This window comes from Methylovulum psychrotolerans (assembly GCF_002209385.1).
Taxonomy (GTDB): domain Bacteria; phylum Pseudomonadota; class Gammaproteobacteria; order Methylococcales; family Methylomonadaceae; genus Methylovulum; species Methylovulum psychrotolerans.
This window is the reverse complement of the sequence record NZ_CP022129.1, coordinates 1823891-1841084: the sequence shown is the minus strand read 5'-3', so window position 1 is coordinate 1841084 and position 17194 is coordinate 1823891. Positions and strand designations below refer to the sequence as shown.

The window sequence follows — 17194 nt, the reverse complement described above, 5'->3', positions numbered from 1 at the left end:
TGCTAAGGGGTTTGTCCGTTGAACATTACTGTTGAGCCGTTAACGTTTGCTTGGTGGAACACCAGCCTGTCACCACCAACACTGAGGAAGGTACGCCGCGCCAGTGATGAAGAAAAACAAATCGCCATTAAAGTGATTTATTGCCTGTTACTCGATTTTGCCATTGATTTTCTAGCCTTAGGGGAAATATCAAAAGATGATGTTACCCTATTAAGATCGCTAGATGGATTAGAGGGCTACCGCATTGAAAGCGGTGTGTCGCAATCAGGTAAGGTCATCTTTGATACTTGTTTTATTTATCGGCCTGATAGATTACAAATTAGCACCCCTATAGACATCGACTATGCAAGAGGTGGTAAGAGGATGAAAATCGCCCAAAAAATCGGCGTGCAACTAATCGATGGCACTTGGTTTTATCTATTGGTGTCACATTGGCAAAGTCGGCGTTATTGTCCCGAAAGTGATGCAGACCGCCATTTGCTGGGAATACGTTTGCGTGATGCCGTGGATGATATTATCGATAACTCTGAATCCGCCCCGTATATTATTTTGCTGGGTGATTATAATGACGAACCTTTTGATGTTCCGTTAAGCCGCCAACTGATGGCGACCCGCGATAAAGCATGGGTCATCAAGCAAAGAAAAAAGCAACTGCTTTATAATCCCTTTTGGCGGCATTTAAGTTATCCAAACCTGCAAGCCTTAGATTATGCCGGAACCTATTATTACAAAAAGGGATCTACGACAAAATGGCACACTTTCGACCAAATCATGGTGTCATCGGCGTTTTTGGGTGAGATAGGATGGGCTTTGAATGAAGCATCAACGGGGATTATAGATATTCCTGGTTATTTACAGATGGTAAAAAATAAGTCAATTTTTGACCATCTTCCCGTCATAGCCACATTTGCGAGGAAACCATAATGGTAGATTTTATTGCCGCCTTTAATAAAGGCTTGGATGCGGCCCAAATAGCCGAAAAAAATAAACGTGAAATAAACTCGGTTTTCGATGAGTTGAACAAACAGCTTGCTAACGCGACCAAGGGGAATGTAAACATTCAAATAAGAGAATGTGAAAAAGCACCTGATTTTAATCCACTCGGTGGTAGCCGCATAGATTTTCGAAACATAAAATATCAGGCTATCTGCGCCATAAATCCACTATTCCCATTCCCCGTGTCACCAACAAAAGAAATTGCTACCTGGAGCCAAGACCGGACGGGCTATCCCTGTAAAATCAGCTTTGGCACTAAAGAGCATTATTGTGAAGACAAAGTCGCTTTGGAAAACGCCTTAGCCCTGATGTTACAAGATCCCATTGTTGGCGAAAACTTGGCCGAGCTGATGGCCATGTCGAAAGCATCGGCTTAGGTTAGGATGGTGCATGAAATATAACCCGTTGTAGAGACGTTGCACTGCAACGTCTCTACAATTTTTTGCCGTTTGCCAAGCGACGCGGTTATTTTATGCAACAGGCCATCAGCAAATACCCACACCTTTGCAGGTAGAGACGGGATCTACACTCCAAATAAGGAAACCGCTGTTGTAATACGTGCCGTTAAGGATATAGGTTTCGCCATTCAGGCCATTGGTGGTAGCGGCAGTGGCCGTAATGGTCATATGATTGTTATCGAGTTGGACAACGGTGACGGACGCTGTGGTCGCGTCAGCGGGTGGGGTTGCGGCAATTTTTTGGGCTATTTGATCTAGGGTGATATGCATGTAGTAGTCGCCTGTTGGTGTGCCGTCACACGCGCCCGCCGAACCGGGTGTGCCAAAGCCGTTATTGGCCTGGCCGCACACTTCAGCGGCCGCTTTAACACCGTATGTGTCAAAAACCACTTCGGAGAATTTGGCTTTGGCCGTGTCTTGGTACGGCACGAACGATAAGTCACCGCAGACGCTGTCCATAAATTTAGTCAATGGCGTTACCGCCAGCGAGTCGTTGATTAAGCCGCCGCCCACTTTATCCAATAGGAAAATTTTCTGGGTGTGGCTATTTTGGGTTTGGTAGGCGAAATACTGATGGGTATAGCCGCCAGTGGTGGCCTTGCCGGTTATCGTGCCTTGTGCGGCGGTGGCAATGACGGCTTTTATCTCAGCCACGCTTAACTTGGCGGCCCTTACTTCTCTGGATGTCAGGCTAGGGCCTGAGGTGGAGATATTGACCGTGTGTTGGACAATCACTTTGCCGTTGCCATCTATGGTGCAGCTATTGCTGTTGCTGTTCGTGGGCATGGCGGGTGAGGCGACCACGACTCTTAACAAAGGATCGGGGGTGGCAAGGGCAATGCCTGATAGCGGTAACAAGAACAACGGCCAAACGTGGGACAGTTTCATAATCAGACTCTTTAAGTGGGTTGAAAAATCGTTAACGGATGGTTTTATGCCGCCACCCTTAAAGAGTATAGCCGATAAAAAACTTTTGTAATCCGGTTAGCATAAAGGTTTCTGGGCATCACTTGGCTTGCTGCAACTTTTTAAGCCAGATGGTCATGATTTTGAGAAGCCACAAAAAGGCGATCATTTTGCTTACGCCGACTTGATAAAATTCAATGAAACGAACGGCCAAGTCATTCCTAATGCTAACCGCCAACATTATATGCTGGCCTTAATGGCAAAATTAGCCCCTGAGCTTAAGAAGCTTAGGTCATAAGGCCAGTAACATAGAATGGATAGGGCTGGAGCGCGGGCATCTTGCCCGCAACACCCGCCATAGTAAGACAACCTAAGCTAACCGATTACCCCTACCCCACTCACAACACCGTCACCACCAGCGCAAACACAAACGCCACAATCACCCACAAGGTAAATTTAGCCGTTAAGGTCAAGCCCGCCTTAAATTGCCGATACTCCTCAGCAATAGCATGGCGTTTGTCCGCCGCGCCGATGATCCGCCACCACCGCCCTTTTAAGCTGGCCTGCTCTTCGGCGGCGGCTTCCTGCTCGATCAGTTCGATGACTTTGGAATAAAAGCTGCCGCATTCCGGGCAGCGCATGGCGGTCAAATCCCGTTCGTGACCGCATGAAGGGCAATGTTGCATGATAGTCTCCTGTTTAGCCATAACCTTACCCCCAATCGACCCGATACGGCTCCATGACGATGGACTCGACCTGCTCGCCGAGCATGATGATCTTGCCGTTATAGCGCTGCTCCCCCGTTGAGGCAAATTCAAAGGTAAACGTACGCCGCAGCTGCATTTTGCCGTACTTATCGCGCTTAAACCATAAACTGTGCCCGGCGACATACTCGTCGAGCATTTGCACCTGCACCGCTTGGCAATGCTCGCGGGTCGCCTTATAGGCCAGTTCTTTGACTTTTTGCCCGTGATACCAATAAAAGAAACCCGACAACAGCAACATAATGAAAATAAAATGGTCTATCATGGCAGAATGACAAAAAATAAACGGAGGTTAAGCGGCTATTGTACCCAGATTTTTTCACAAAAGCCGCAGCCGCCTTAACACAAGCACCGCTGGCGTATTGCTTTGCCTAACAGGCATGGTAAATTAAGCCCATCTTTCACCCACTTACCTGACTTTGCTATGGCTTCTGAACTCACCTGTATTGAAATACTGCCGACAGCGGCGCATACCTATTCTGTGATCTGGCTGCATGGCTTAGGGGCAGATGGCCACGATTTTGAAGGGATAGTCCCAGAACTGCACCTGCACGCCGCCGCCCATATCCATTTTATCTTCCCTAACGCCCCTATCCAGGCCGTGACCATCAATGGCGGCGCGAAAATGCGCTCGTGGTACGACATCCTCGAAGCGACCTTAGACAGAAAAGTCGACACCGACGGCATTTACCAATCCGCCGCCGCCATCAATTCGCTGATCCAGAAAGAAATCGACAAGGGTATTCCCGCCGACCATATCTTGCTGGCGGGCTTCTCGCAAGGTGGGGTCATCGCCCTGCATACCGGCCTGCGCTATCCGCACAAACTGGCCGGCATCGTCGCCCTGTCCACCTACCTGCCCACCGTCGGGCAATTAAAAACCGAAGGCAGCGCCGCCAATTACAACACCCCCATTTTTATGGCGCACGGCATCCTCGATAACGTCGTCGCCATTGAAACCGCCAAAGCCGCTTATGACGCGCTCAATGCCCTAGCCTACCACGTCAAATGGCACGATTACCTGATGGAACATTCGGTGTGTATCGAAGAAATCCAGCACATTGCCGCATTTATTAACGCGCGTTTCCAGTAAACGCCCAAACGCCAAGCAATAAAAAAGGGCGTACCCCAAGGCACGCCCTTTTTTATTGCCCACCCGCTTTACAGCGGGCTACCCGCGTCCGCCCTTAGGCTTTAACGGCTTCAACAATACCGTTAAACGCTTCGACACGAGTTTTGCCGGTTTGCACCAGATCAATACCCGTATCAACAATCATTTGGCTTAAACCGGGGGTTTTGTACACCATCATGCACAAATAACCGACGGCTGGCACCGCGATAAAGGCGGCGATAAAGCCATTCAGGCCGAAAACACCCATCAGTTTGGTCAACAGGACAATAATGTCCAGCGGCAACAACACCATTGCCCCAAAATAGGCGATTACCATAAAGGTGAACGACACAAACACCACGAACTGTAGCACTCTGACTAACGCAACGTTAACTTTTTTCATAACTCTCAATTTCCGAATAACTTTAAGATGCCCGGGGGGTGGTTATTCTTGCTTAAATGCCCCCTTTTTTAAGTGGGCGATTATACCTTAATGAAGCGATAATTCTTTATTTTTCTTACGCGGACTATGGATAATCCCCCCTACCCCGCCAACAAGGCCGCATCTATCGCCTTGCGGTCAAATTGCGGGGCGAGCAGGTGGATAAGCCCGTACATATAGCCGCGCAAGTAAGTGTCGCGGCGGATGCCTAAGTAAGTGGTGCTGGCCGGAAACAAATGGCTGGCATCGACCATCCCCAAACCACTGTCGCGTTCAGGGTCATAAGCGATATTCGCCAGCAGGCCGATACCCAACCCCAGATTGACATACGTCTTAATCACATCGGCATCAATCGCGGTCAACACCACATTGGGGGTCAGCCCCGCTTCGGAAAAAACCCGGTTAACCAACGACCCGCCCGTAAAGGTAAAATCATACGTCACCAACGGATAAAGGGCTATTTTTGCTAAGGTCAACGGCTCACCGTCAAATAAGGGATGCGCGTGCGGGGCAATGATGCAGCGGTTCCATTCATAACAGGGGAAGCACAGCAGCTTCTCAAAACCATTAATCACTTCCGTGGCGATGCCGATGTCCGCCTCGCCTCTGGCGACTTGCTCGGCGACTTGGGTGGGCGTGCCTTGGTGGATATGCAGCTTAACATCAGGATAGCGCCGGATGAACGCCTGCACCGCCGACGGCAAGCGATACCGGGCTTGGGTATGGGTGGTCGCTAAAGTCAAAATCCCGGTTTCTTTCTGGCTAAATTCTTCGCTGACGCGCTTAATATTTTCAATTTCCCGCAACGCCCGCTCCGCCAGTGCTACAATAAGCCCGCCGGATTCGGTCACCCCGGTCAGGCGCTTGCCGTGACGCTCAAAAATATGCAGGTTCAGCTCTTCTTCCAACAACTGGACTTGTTTGCTGACCCCCGATTGCGAGGTATGCAAGGTCTCGGCAGCATGGGAAACATTCAAATTCTGGCGGACAATCTCCCGCACATACCGCAACTGATGCAACTTCATAAACCCATTCTATATAATCAAATAAGATAAACATAGAATAACATATCATTAATTGTTATAGCCAAGCCCTGTTAATATGCAGCCATATCATTTTTAATCATGGCATGGACTATTTTTTATGAATCTGGCATATTCTCTTTCTGGCTTGCTGGTCGGCCTGCTGGTCGGTATCACGGGTGTGGGCGGCGGCTCCTTAATGACCCCTTTATTGGTGTTCTTGTTCGGCTTTAAGCCCTCGGTAGCGGTCGGCACCGACTTGATGTTCGCCGCCATCACCAAAACCGGCGGCGTGTGGGTACACCATACCAAACACAGCTCAGTCGATTGGAAAGTGGTCAGATGGTTGGCCGCAGGCAGCTTACCGTTTGCCATCGCCACCTTGCTGGTGCTTAAGCATCTGATGGAAATCGGCAAAGAAATCACTGGCGCGATTACCTTTACCTTAGGCATTGCCTTGTTACTGACCGCCACGTCCTTGCTGGTGCGCAGCATCATGATGCGTCGCGCCAAACAGCTTAAAGAGGCGGCGGGCATTGAAGACAAAATCGCCGACGACGAACCGCAAGACGAAGACCTGCAAGCTATAGGCCGTTTTAAACGGATGCAAATCCCCGCCACTATTTTAACAGGAGCGGTCTTAGGGATTTTAGTCACCTTGTCGTCAGTCGGTGCAGGGGCTTTGGGTACGGTCGCCTTATTGTTCTTATACCCAAAAATGAAAACCGTCAAAATTGTCGGTACTGACTTGGCACACGCCATCCCGTTAACCGCCGTGGCGGGTACAGGCCATTGGGCTTTAGGCAACGTTGACGTGGTGCTGTTAGGCAGCTTGCTGGTCGGCTCCATCCCCGGCATCTGGGTCGGTAGCCACCTGAGCGCGAAAATCCCCGAACGCTTCCTGCGGCCCGTTTTGGCAACCGTGTTATTGCTGATCGGCGTGAAATTCGTCTTCGCTTCCTAACTGGCGTTACGCAGTAACGCCGTTTTACTCCCGTTTGCCGCGCCGAGCATCGCAGGTTTTGTCGGGATTAGCCCGAATACCCATAGGGCATAAAGGGGCGCGGCAGGGATGCCGCGCGTCGGCAGGAGTACCCAAAGGGCATAAAGGCAGGAAGCCCTCTCTGCCGACCCCCGACAAAACCGAGAAGCGCAGGATCAAGCGGCAATCGGGCCGCCTTCTGACTCGTGCCGTCCTGGCACTCGCACTTCGTGTGCGGTGCATCCAAATCCGCTCCCGGCGGATTTGTCTTTGGATACTTTCTTTTCGACTGCAAGGATGCAGGAGGTAGAGCAATGCAGGAGCAATTGCCGAGGCGGAGCAAAAGAAAGTATCTCGCCTTCGGGTGCGAGAACCCGATTAAAAAAACCGTCGCGACAGCGACTCATTGTGGATAACAACGCCCACAAGGCTGTTATCCGCCGCCAACCGCTTTATACTATCCGCACCCCTTTACTGCCAGCGGACTTCCCACTGTGAACCACACCGACACCTTCCGGCACATCGCCGGACAAATCAGTGCCTGCACAGGCGAATCCTTCACCCTTCTCTCTGCCCAACCGCTGTCTGGCGGCGACATCAACGCCGCATACTGCCTGCACGGCAAATCCCAGCGCTATTTTGTCAAACTCAACCACCCTGCCCTATTGCCCATGTTCAACGCCGAACAAACGGGCTTACAGGCCCTAGCGGCAACCCGCACCCTGCGCGTCCCCCGCCCCATTGTCTGTGGCGTCACCGCCGAACAGGCGTTTTTAGTCCTAGAGCATATCGATTGGGGCAGCGCCAGCCCCGCCGCCAGCCGTTTGCTGGGGCAAGGCCTAGCCGCACTGCATCGGCAACGCCAAAACCATTTTGGTTGGATCTGCGACAACACCATCGGCAGCACCCCGCAACCCAACCCCGTTTACACCGACTGGGTCAACTTCTGGCGCGACCAACGCCTAGGCCACCAATTGCGGCTAGCCCAAACCAATGGCTACGGCGGCCGCCTGCAACAACTGGGCGAGCAACTGTGTCTGGGGCTGGACGCGTTCTTTAGCACCTACCAACCCCAAGCATCCCTCCTGCACGGCGACTTATGGGGCGGCAACAGCGCGGTGGACAGTCACGGCCAGCCCGTCATTTTCGACCCCGCTTGTTATTACGGCGACCGCGAAACCGATTTGGCCATGACCGAATTGTTCGGCGGCTTCGACCGCGATTTTTACGCCGCCTACCAAGCCGCTTGGCCCCTAGACCCCGGTTTTAGCACCCGCAAAACCCTCTACAATCTCTACCACATCCTCAACCATCTGAACCTGTTCGGCGGCGGCTACGCCCGGCAAGCCGAACAAATGGCGGCAAAACTATTAGCGGAAATCAAGTGACAAACCGCAAGCGAAAGGGATAAACTTACCGATAGCGATTGATTTAGAGAAAATAAAAACACCTTGGGGATAAACAGCCGCTACTGGCAGATAGAAAGCCAGCATCCGTAACGCCTAACAGCCCTGGCGCTGGGCGGCCTTTGCCGAAGGCTTAAGATAAGTGCAGACCTATAAGACAGGCAGTAAGCTGTATAATGGCAATACACCGCTCCTGTACCAAGCCCAAACGGATAATAAACCTAACATCCCGCTCATCTGTCGCTAAACCACCTTTGTGATGGCATTGCCAAAGGGGGGAAAGAACAAAAGCCAGGCGCACCTATAGGTGAACGCTGTTACTGATAACTAACATTAAGCCGCACTATACCGCCGACGACGCGGCCCTAGCGCACCCTTTAACCGAAGCGCTTATGCTTCCAAACCGAGAACCCCATGATTAAAACTATCCACCTTACTTTTATCTTGCTGTCGATTGTCAGCTTTGTCGGACGGGTCATCTTATCGGAAACCCACCCGGCTTTCCTCAAACAACCGTTCTTAAAAATCGCCCCGCACGTCATCAATACCCTACTGCTGCTCAGCGGCATTATCTTAGTGTTCCAAGGACCTTGGTTAGCAGGCGAAACAGGCTGGTTAATCGCGAAAGTCATCGCCCTGCTGGGTTACATCGGCTTAGGTATCATCACCCTGAAAACCCGTGGCCGCGACCGCTGGCTGGCCTTTGCCGGAGCAATGGCCTGTTTTGTCTATATCGGCATTGTCGCCGTCACCAAAAACCCGTTCTTTTTCCTGTAACCCCAAAACAGCGGCATTGACAAACCTTAACTACGAAGGACACTAAGCTTAGAAGAAGCGGACGGCGTGTCCTTCGTGGTAAGCAAAAAATCGGTGGCTTTGCCAAACTGCCATAAAAATAGTTACTAAAAAATCAATCTCTTAATAACAATAGAAGCCGACCTGCTTGGTAGGTCGGGCACGCTTTTCTGCCCGACATTTCCCACTATCGTCCGCTTCAACAGACCCGCTTTAAGATTTACCGCTTAAAAGCGGCGGCAAACCGAACAGCTCCGGCCAAGACCGACACCAAACAAGCCATTCACTTGACAATAAATCAAACACCCTTAGTAGACCCACTAATCCAAGGAGGATGGCAAACCATGTTTATCACCACATTACCGATTATTTTTACCTACATCCACCTCTTCAGTGCCATAGAAGCTGTCGTGTTCTTGGCGGCAATCGGCGGCTTGGTGTATGTGTATACGCCCGAACCGCAACGCACTTGGCAAGAAAAACCCGGCAAAAACTGGTACCAATTCCTCAAAGCCGCCTGGCTGGGCGAATTGCGCCTCTGGCGGGCGTTCTGGCCATTTTTCCTATTCGTTAACGGTGTACTCTATTACGCCGACTACCGCATCGCCGCCGTCACCTACACCATCGCCAGTTGGAAAACCGTGCAGGGTATGCTGTTCCTGCCGATTATTTGGTGGACTGTATCGGTCTGGCAGTGCACCCGCCACAGCCGCTATAAAGTGTATGGTGCACTGGCACGGACAATGACCATCGCCCTGTATCTGGACTTAGCCTTACGGATTTACCTCAGCAGCCAACACCCGAACACCCTATTCGATTGCCGCCTGCTCATCATGCAATACGGCGATTGCTTATAACAAAACCGGAGCGCGGGCATCTTGCCCGCAAGTAGCGGGCAAGATGCCCGCGCTCCAGCGAAACCACCCGCGCCGAGGCCATTTTATCCACACGCTTAAATATCGCCAGCAACCCAACCTAACACGCTGATTTTCTGCCCATCCTGACTAGCGGGCGACCAAAAAACCGTCGCTTAACCCAGTGCATTGCGGTTAATTAGGGTTTAGTTCAGCAAATAACTAAAAACTGTACTAAGATAAGCCTGATTAACCCTGCTGGAGGCTTACCTTATGCGCCGTCTTATTCTACTGTTCCTGACCGTTTACCCGCTCTACACGCTGGCGGAAGATACCCCACCGCCCACACCCGAAAACGTGCCGGACGTACCCGAACCGCCCGCACAGGTAGAAAGCGGCGAAAACATGGAACCGGAAATCACCATCCTGCGCAGCGGCAAAAAGATCATCCAAGAATACCGTCGCGGTGGCCGCTTATATATGATCAAAATTGTCCCCGATATAGGTCCTGCCTACTATTTTCTCGACAACAATGGCGACGGCCTGTTCGACAGCCGCAACAGCGACTTAGACCGGGGCAGCCATGTTAATATGTGGAAATTGTTTGAGTGGTAACGGCAGGCAGATAAAGGGAATACCTACCAGACAAGAGCGCGAAAGCGATTAGCTTTTGCCGAAGGCCTCCAAGCAGCGTATGCTTGCTTTTAAAAACGGCGATGGTTTGGCGGTGCACCACTCCCCTAAGCCATCGGCGCAAAGGCTGAAAAAATTAGACCTTAGCCTACAACAACCCTAACTGCACAGGCTTGGCATTAGGAAACACCGTCTGTACTTGCCCGGCAGACAAACCAAACTGAGTCTGGAACAACCCGCCCATAATATTCCGATAATCATTGAGCACCGGATAATCGCGGTTTTCCAAGAGCATTTTCTGCTCGACCCGCAGTTGTTCGCCGACGATTTGCTTGCCTTTGATGCCGCCGCCTAACAGCCAATACACCGTACCATGCCCATGGTCGGTGCCTTTGTCGCCATTTTCCCGAAAGGTGCGGCCAAATTCAGAAATCACCAACACCACGGTCTTTTGCCACAACGCCCCGCCCAGGGTGGTGGCGAACACGTTCAAGCCTTCGCCCAGCTTCGCCATTTTATTCGCCAACTGGCCTTCCGCGCCACCTTCGTTAAAGTGCGTGTCCCAGCCGCCGACATCGACAAAGCCCAAATTAAACTTATCGCGCATCAGCAAGCCCATGCGCTGCGCCTCGCTGGCGAAGCCTTGCGAAGCAATCGCCCCCCGGCTGGCCATTTCCATTTCTTGCGCCAAGTTTTGCACCACATCCTGACGGGTTTCCATGCCTTCCTGGACATATTTTTGCAACGGGTGGTTCTGGTACATTTCCGCCAAAATCGCCGCCTGACGGTCGGCGAAGTTTTTCTTCGCCACCCCTTTTAAAGATACGTTAGGGATAATCACATCGCCTTTGCAACTGATCGGCAAGGCATTAGTGAAGGCCACCGGATGCGCCCCCGTCAACACCCCCGCCAAGCGGTTTAAAAAGCCGGAGCTATAATTGCTATGCCCCCCTAACGGCGGTGCAAATTCGATACTGTCTTGGGTTTCAAAATGGCTACGGGTCAGGTCATCCGTCCCGGCAAACGGGATAAACGCGGCTTGGCCTTGGTTATACAGCGGCAACAGGCTGTCTTTTAAGGCCGGATGTAGACCCCAGTCGGCGGTGAGCGGCAACACCGCTTTGCTGTCGGCGGGGTCGGGTTTGGCAATCGCCAAGGTGGGGCGGGATTCGTAATAAAAGCTGCTGCTGTACGGCACTAAAATATTGGCGGCATCGTAGCCGCCGCGCAAAAACACCAGCAAAAACCGCGTATCGGTGGCGGGTGCGGCATACAGCCCGGAACGCCAAGACAAAGCCCCCGCTGCCGCCGCGACAGATTTAAGAAATAACCGACGGTGCATAATAATCTCCAATCTCAGGGGGTAGTGACCCGCCCATCAATGATACATAAACTCAGGTGCAGACAGGAAAAACCCGTTCCATTCCGGTTGTGAGGTCGCTTTTGCCAAGGCGGCTTTGGTTTGTGCCGACCAATACGGCTCAAAGGCCTGATAATACAAGCGGTTGGTCAGTACGGGCGCGGTTAAGGTTTTCGGGTCAACGCCCTGTCCGGTCAGCGGGGCTTTGCCACCGCCGATACGCTGGGCAATCTCAAACCGCCGCGTCAATTGCCCTGGGCTGAGCCAGTCTTTTTCGGTCATGCCGTAACCGTCCGGCGTGTCATGGCCGAACAACGGCTCGCCCAAATCGTTCAGCCAATTGGCGGCAGGCTGCATATAGCTCATGGGGCGGTCTTCATAAGCAAAGCGCAACGCCGAGACCACATAGTGCATCGGATCTTTCACCTTGGTGCCTAAAGAAGCGGTAAATGCCGGCGACTCGAACAACACCCGCAAGGTCGCGGCAATGTCGCCGTCGGTGGCGCTAAAGACCTTTACCATCCGCACTTCCAAATCGGGCGGCGGCGCATCGGCAACCCAATAGACCGCCAACTTGTGGCAGATAAACCGCGCCGTGGCAGGGTGGCGCACCAACATATCCACGGCCTGCTCCACCTCGGCGAAACCGTTGCCTTTAATGGTCTTGCCCAGAAACACCTTGTCCGAAAAATCATGGCGGTTCGGGTTAAACTCAAAACCGCCGTCATGGCGGTAATAAGGCTGCATCTGTTCGCTCAAATGCGGGAAATGGTCGCTCCAGTTCATACCCACACCCGTTAAGATATGCGCCAAGGCCTGCACGTCCTGTTGCACATAACCGCCGTCCACCCCTAGGGTGTGCAGTTCCATCAACTCCCGCGCATAATTTTCGTTAATCTTATTGGCGGCATTTTGGGTATTGTCCAAATACACCAGCATGGCCGGATGCTGTAAGGTCGCCATGACCAAATCACGGAAACGGCCTAGGGCATTCGGGCGCAAGGCGCGGTCTTCATAATCGGCAAGCAGAATTTTCACCATCGGCGCTTTGTCCTTCGCGACATTAAAATGGTTAAACCAAAACCACACCATCTGCTCTTTCAGTTGCGCGGGTGAATACACCGCGCGTAACAAATGCCGCTGCATGGCCTCCAGCATTTTGCCGCCGACCTGCTGGTTAAGCAGTAATTTGGCGGGCTGGCGCTCCTCAATCGGCAGTTTATTCACACGGCGGTTCTCGTCCTGCATCGCCAGCGCCGCCATTTTTGGCGGCTCTTGGGAAATGCGCATCGCCGCGATAAGATCAGCCACTGGGGCGGGTACATGGTCATCAACATATTTTTGCAATTGCCGGTTCAAATACTGCGCCCTGCCCTGCGCCAAATAAGCAGTGACCGTCGCATTGTCTATACCGTAAGTCACCCGGTTAAGCCATTTGACATCCTCCCCTGACAACGGCGCAGCCCGCCCTGTCGAACTGAACAAAATCCACAGTAACCCGATTAGTGTTAACGGCTTTATCATAACGTCCCCAAAATAGTGTCCTGGCCTTTATGACCTTTGCCGTCCAAGATAGTTGCAGGCCGACCGCCCCTAAAACCCTTAGGAGCGCGGGCATCTTATCCGCCACTTGCGGGTAAGATGTCCGCACTCCCAGAAAATCACCTCATCATAGGTGCACACGCGCCTAACAAATGACAAGCAAGTTGCAAGCCTTGTCTGGACAAGCATTAACTGCCGCCTCCGCAACACGGGTAAAGTGCCGCCAAACCTGTTGGAACAGGGCTTAAAGCCAATCATACCCCCAACAGGCCAGCCAAATTACCCATAGGCCATTGCTGATTTACAGACACTTTCTGCTGATAGCCTGACCGAAGACAGGCCAGCCGCGTCTTTTTAACCTTTAGCAGTGCACCATCCCCTATCCCTCAAAACCATGCCTGCAAAATAAGTATGCCACCACCATAAACCCTACCAATTTTGCGGGAAAAGACAGGCGGGCTTTATCTTAACCCCGCGTATTCCCTAGCGTCACAGGCCTTGGCATAGTTGCTGCTCTACCGCTAACAACGGTTCCATAACACGAGGATTTGCCATGAAAAAAACCACGACCCTCTGCCTTGCCCCTGTACTGTTGTGCATGTCAGCATTGGCCTATAGCAATACCATTTATACTTATAATGGCCCGAATCTGACGGGCACAGGCGACCATTTGTCCATCAGCTTTACCACGACCACCCCCTTAGCGCCCTCGAAAAGCTACATCACCCTACCCTCGGCCAATTTCGTCAGCGGCTATGTCACGGTCATGAACACTAACGGCATCGTCCCCGGCCTGAACACGCCTATCGAATCGCTACAAGTGCATACCGACAGCGCCGGCAATATCGACGCGTGGAACATCTTCGGCGGCATCAGCACCTTAACCGGGTTAGCGCCGACCATGCAAGGCACGGACACCCAAGCGTACTCCATGAACACGCTAGTCTTCATCCCCGGCTCGGACATTCCCGGCGCGGTCGGCTTGGTCACGGGCGCGTACAATTACGAACAAGCCACCATTGTTAACTTTTATAGCAGCTGTGCCAACGCACCCGCAGGCACTAACTGTACGCTAGCGGGTAACGGGCAACCTTATGGCTATTCCTACAGCGGCATCATCAACCCCGCCCACACCAACGGTTCATGGTGGCAAATCAGCCAAGACAACTCCAACCCGCCGCCCGCCACCATCAACTTTAACGGCACATTCCCTGCCGGAACCGTCGGAACGGCGTACAGCACCAGCCTGACCGTCACCAACGGTACACCGCCTTATGTATGGACAGCAACCGGCTTGCCCAACGGCCTGACTTTCAGTAATGGCAGCATCTCCGGCACACCCACCACCCCCGGCACTTATAGCGTCAATATTGGCCTAAGCGACAGCACCCAAGCGAGTGCCAGCCATACTTACTCGGTAGTGATTAACCCCGCCGTCGCCACTTGTTCTAACAAAGATGCCGTCATCACCTCGGTAGGACGCAACTTTATTGTCGTGAATGGTGGCCTGAACCTGGCCGACCATGTCTGGTACACACCATCAGCGGCAGGCACCACCTTTACGGGCGGCACCACCGGATTCTTGACCGGCGAACTGGTTGACTTTACTGGCACGTTAGATCCAGTAGCAGGCTGTTATGCCACCAGCATGACCGTCAAACCAGCCCCCACAGTGGGTAACTATACCGTTAAGGATGAAGGCCGCAAAAAAATCACCGCGTTTGGCGACCATTATGTGTTTGTCGGCACTAAAAAAATCATCTGGAACAGCACCTCCAGCTACACCTTAAATGCCGCACAAATCAAAGTCGGCATGATAGCCGAGTGGAAAGGGCTACGCGACAAGGCCACCGGCATTGTCTTAGCCAAGAGCTTAGTGATTAACTGATGTTACGCAGCCCTTAGTTTTTGCAACTCTTCATAAGCCATTTGGTTGGCCTTGACGAACAGCTTGGCCCGCATAGCGAAATGATTGGTTTTATGTTTTATCTTCAGGCATTCGAGCTTGAAGTTCATCAGGATTCTCCTCAATCGTGTACTTGGCGGTTCACGATTTCAAGTGTCCTGATGGACTCCTCTTAATGTCAAACTTTTGCTGTCTCCCCGGCAGAGCCGGGGGATTTCCTATAATTGGTTAAAAAAATTGCAATCTATTTGATATTTCTAAAATAAGCAAAATGGTCGGGAAGAATGACTTTCCTGACCATTATTCTGCATAATATAACATTTTAGTTTTTAATATAAATATATTAACTTTAATGTCAGCACCGCCAACCTCATAAACAACAACATTAGCAAAAAAACCACGATCATCCCTACCGTAACATCCCCGCCGGATAACTATAACTCGATCATCAAGTTTTTCATAAAGTCGCCCAAAATTTATCCTGATTGGCAAGATGCTTTAGCCGAGCGGAACCAAACCTCTGAACAAGGCCCAACGGCGGTGGCGGCAACGAGCAGGCGTATGGGAAGTTTGTCGAGTTGGAACCGACGGTTGAAACGATAGGCAAACGCCCTCAGATAACGCGATGCCTATTTTGCGAACCCAAACGCATGATAAGCGCCGCCAAGGCTGGTCTTGAGGTTGCCGAGTATAGTATTGAGCCATAGGAATTCAAGCATGTCTTTAGGTTTTCGCCCGCCGACAATGATCGCCCCGTGTCGGCAATCCGTCCGGGTCACCGCCGCGAAGCAGGCCAGCCCGTCAGATAAGGCGGTGCTGCCGGGTTCCAAGTTGATTTTCGCCCAGTCGGAAATTGCCTCGCAGGTGAAGCCCGGAATGAGGGACAACTTGATGTATAAAGGATGCTCGTCGCCGTCAAGCGACAGTGCGGCCACAAAAGGCACTTTGTTTTCAGACCCCGGCTCGCTTGCCGCCGCCAAGATAAGCATCATCAATGTCGACCTTGCCGCTGAAGGTGTGTAGTCCGCGTCACGCTTGGACATCGCCGCCATCAGCTTGCCAAGCCGTGGGATAGCTGACGCCAATCAGCCGCTTTAAAGCCAATGCGGACAGCCCGGTCTTAGCTTGGCTGATACCCGCACAGGCACGGGTGAAATAGATCGCCAGAAACCAAACCGTCAGCGGTAGGCGGGTGCTTTGGAAGAGCGTCCCGGCGGTCAGTGCCGTTTGGCGGCGGCAGGCTTTGCACTGGAAAGTTTTGTGGTTAAGCACGCTATGGCCGGTTTCACCACAACAGGGGCAGACAAAACCCTCAGGCCAGCGGGCTTGCTCAAGTTCGGCCTCCTTAAATGATATGGCCTTTAGTATACGCCGTCCTTTCGCGTAATACTGGGTTTGGCTGAAGCAGCTTGCTAATCAGGACGGCTATTTGTCACCCGTAGACTACGAATTGCAGTGAAAGCTGCTTAACCTTGTGTCCGGAAAAGTATTGGTACATATTATGGTGCAGTCGATAACGGCAAATGCTTGGTTAGGGTCACCTGGTTGTGTTGTTGGCTATAACAATATGCGTAACCGTCCATATAGCTGCGTACCAGATAGATTCCCAAGCCGCCAATAGGACGATCTTCAACAGCTAAAGAAAGATCCGGATCCGCCATGACAAAAGGGTCGAAGGCATCGCCATCATCGCTAATGCAAATGGTGATGGTCTGCGCATCGCTGTGGATTTGGATGTCTATCGTACCGTACCGTCCGTCGGCATAGCCATTGTCAATGACGTTGACCAATAATTCTTCCAGCACCAAATTAATTTGCATAACTGTGGCATCATTCCAACCCTCTTGTTCGGCAAATATTTCCAAGGCTTCCGTCAACAGCGCTAGTGAGTCAATATTATTAGGCAATTGTTTGGCAAAATACCCGTTAGGGGCGGGTATATCGGTATATTTGTGTGCCATATTTGTGTTCATGCGTTCTGCCCATTCAGAATAAAAGCGGATTAAATAGCCTTGTT

The 17194-nt window shown here is 51.8% G+C and carries 18 protein-coding genes and 2 pseudogenes; 9 read left to right on the top strand and 11 right to left on the bottom strand.

Annotated elements, in window-relative coordinates:
• Nucleotides 1-18: 18 nt before the first annotated feature.
• Both CEK71_RS08330 and CEK71_RS08325 read left to right on the top strand, forming a co-directional pair.
• A complete protein-coding gene (locus CEK71_RS08330) occupies nt 19-924 on the top strand; it encodes an endonuclease/exonuclease/phosphatase family protein (RefSeq protein ID WP_088618961.1) in 906 nt (301 codons plus the stop codon).
• Nucleotides 924-1373 (top strand): hypothetical protein, encoded by a 450-nt coding sequence (locus CEK71_RS08325; RefSeq protein WP_088618960.1) that lies wholly within the window; start codon nt 924-926, stop codon nt 1371-1373. The genes CEK71_RS08330 and CEK71_RS08325 overlap by 1 nt, the downstream gene beginning before the upstream one ends.
• Nucleotides 1374-1481: 108 nt before the next feature.
• Here the strand turns inward: CEK71_RS08325 and CEK71_RS08320 are convergent, their stop codons facing one another.
• The 3 genes from CEK71_RS08320 to CEK71_RS08310 all read right to left on the bottom strand — a co-directional run bounded on the left by CEK71_RS08320 (nt 1482) and on the right by CEK71_RS08310 (nt 3389).
• A complete protein-coding gene (locus CEK71_RS08320; RefSeq protein ID WP_088618959.1) occupies nt 1482-2342 on the bottom strand; it encodes a hypothetical protein in 861 nt (286 codons plus the stop codon).
• A 416-nt stretch (nt 2343-2758) separates the two neighbouring features.
• Nucleotides 2759-3046: a hypothetical protein gene (locus CEK71_RS08315; RefSeq protein ID WP_088618958.1), complete on the bottom strand. Its 288-nt coding sequence runs from the start codon at nt 3044-3046 to the stop codon at nt 2759-2761.
• Between the two features lie 25 nt (nt 3047-3071).
• On the bottom strand, nt 3072-3389 hold the full coding sequence (locus CEK71_RS08310) for a DUF3301 domain-containing protein (protein WP_088618957.1): 318 nt from the start codon (nt 3387-3389) through the stop codon (nt 3072-3074).
• A 159-nt stretch (nt 3390-3548) separates the two neighbouring features.
• On the opposite strand from CEK71_RS08310, the gene CEK71_RS08305 reads away from it, so the two are divergent.
• Complete coding sequence (locus tag CEK71_RS08305) at nt 3549-4217, top strand: alpha/beta hydrolase (RefSeq protein ID WP_088618956.1); 669 nt, start codon at nt 3549-3551, stop codon at nt 4215-4217.
• Between the two features lie 94 nt (nt 4218-4311).
• On the opposite strand, the gene CEK71_RS08300 is transcribed toward CEK71_RS08305, so the two are convergent.
• Both CEK71_RS08300 and CEK71_RS08295 read right to left on the bottom strand, forming a co-directional pair.
• A complete protein-coding gene (locus CEK71_RS08300; protein WP_088618955.1) occupies nt 4312-4638 on the bottom strand; it encodes a hypothetical protein in 327 nt (108 codons plus the stop codon).
• Between the two features lie 140 nt (nt 4639-4778).
• A complete protein-coding gene (locus CEK71_RS08295) occupies nt 4779-5702 on the bottom strand; it encodes a CysB family HTH-type transcriptional regulator (RefSeq protein ID WP_088618954.1) in 924 nt (307 codons plus the stop codon).
• A gap of 118 nt (nt 5703-5820) precedes the next feature.
• On the opposite strand from CEK71_RS08295, the gene CEK71_RS08290 reads away from it, so the two are divergent.
• Nucleotides 5821-6663, top strand: a complete 843-nt coding sequence (locus CEK71_RS08290; protein ID WP_088618953.1) for a sulfite exporter TauE/SafE family protein — start codon at nt 5821-5823, stop codon at nt 6661-6663.
• Nucleotides 6664-6687: 24 nt separating this feature from the next.
• On the opposite strand, the gene CEK71_RS22480 is transcribed toward CEK71_RS08290, so the two are convergent.
• Entirely contained in the window at nt 6688-6924 is a 237-nt protein-coding gene (locus tag CEK71_RS22480) for a hypothetical protein (RefSeq protein ID WP_157679070.1), read from the bottom strand.
• A gap of 251 nt (nt 6925-7175) precedes the next feature.
• Here CEK71_RS22480 and CEK71_RS08280 point away from each other — a divergent pair, with 251 nt between their 5' ends.
• The 4 genes from CEK71_RS08280 (at nt 7176) to CEK71_RS08265 (ending at nt 10351) form a co-directional block, all read left to right on the top strand.
• Entirely contained in the window at nt 7176-8069 is an 894-nt protein-coding gene (locus CEK71_RS08280; protein WP_088618951.1) for a fructosamine kinase family protein, read from the top strand.
• Nucleotides 8070-8501: 432 nt separating this feature from the next.
• Complete coding sequence (locus CEK71_RS08275; RefSeq protein WP_088618950.1) at nt 8502-8864, top strand: SirB2 family protein; 363 nt, start codon at nt 8502-8504, stop codon at nt 8862-8864.
• A gap of 362 nt (nt 8865-9226) precedes the next feature.
• Entirely contained in the window at nt 9227-9739 is a 513-nt protein-coding gene (locus tag CEK71_RS08270) for a hypothetical protein (RefSeq protein ID WP_088618949.1), read from the top strand.
• Between the two features lie 270 nt (nt 9740-10009).
• Entirely contained in the window at nt 10010-10351 is a 342-nt protein-coding gene (locus tag CEK71_RS08265; RefSeq protein ID WP_088618948.1) for a DUF2782 domain-containing protein, read from the top strand.
• A gap of 166 nt (nt 10352-10517) precedes the next feature.
• Here CEK71_RS08265 and CEK71_RS08260 read toward each other — a convergent pair whose 3' ends face one another.
• Together CEK71_RS08260 and CEK71_RS08255 are read right to left on the bottom strand one after the other, a co-directional pair.
• Complete coding sequence (locus CEK71_RS08260) at nt 10518-11711, bottom strand: DUF1501 domain-containing protein (RefSeq protein ID WP_088618947.1); 1194 nt, start codon at nt 11709-11711, stop codon at nt 10518-10520.
• 36 nt (nt 11712-11747) lie between these two features.
• On the bottom strand, nt 11748-13253 hold the full coding sequence (locus CEK71_RS08255) for a DUF1800 domain-containing protein (protein ID WP_088618946.1): 1506 nt from the start codon (nt 13251-13253) through the stop codon (nt 11748-11750).
• Nucleotides 13254-13824: 571 nt separating this feature from the next.
• Between CEK71_RS08255 and CEK71_RS08250 the strand changes: the two genes are divergently transcribed.
• The gene (locus tag CEK71_RS08250) at nt 13825-15159 is read left to right on the top strand and encodes an Ig domain-containing protein (RefSeq protein ID WP_088618945.1); all 1335 of its coding nucleotides are present in this window, start codon (nt 13825-13827) and stop codon (nt 15157-15159) included.
• 2 nt (nt 15160-15161) lie between these two features.
• Here the strand turns inward: CEK71_RS08250 and CEK71_RS23905 are convergent.
• The 3 genes and pseudogenes from CEK71_RS23905 to CEK71_RS08235 form a co-directional block, all read right to left on the bottom strand.
• Nucleotides 15162-15281: pseudogene (locus CEK71_RS23905) on the bottom strand (IS701 family transposase); the annotation flags it as partial.
• A 372-nt stretch (nt 15282-15653) separates the two neighbouring features.
• Nucleotides 15654-16521 (bottom strand): annotated as a pseudogene (locus tag CEK71_RS22475) (IS1595 family transposase); the annotation flags it as partial.
• Between the two features lie 155 nt (nt 16522-16676).
• Nucleotides 16677-17150: an ATP-binding protein gene (locus CEK71_RS08235; protein ID WP_088618942.1), complete on the bottom strand. Its 474-nt coding sequence runs from the start codon at nt 17148-17150 to the stop codon at nt 16677-16679.
• Between the last annotated feature and the right edge of the window lie 44 nt (nt 17151-17194).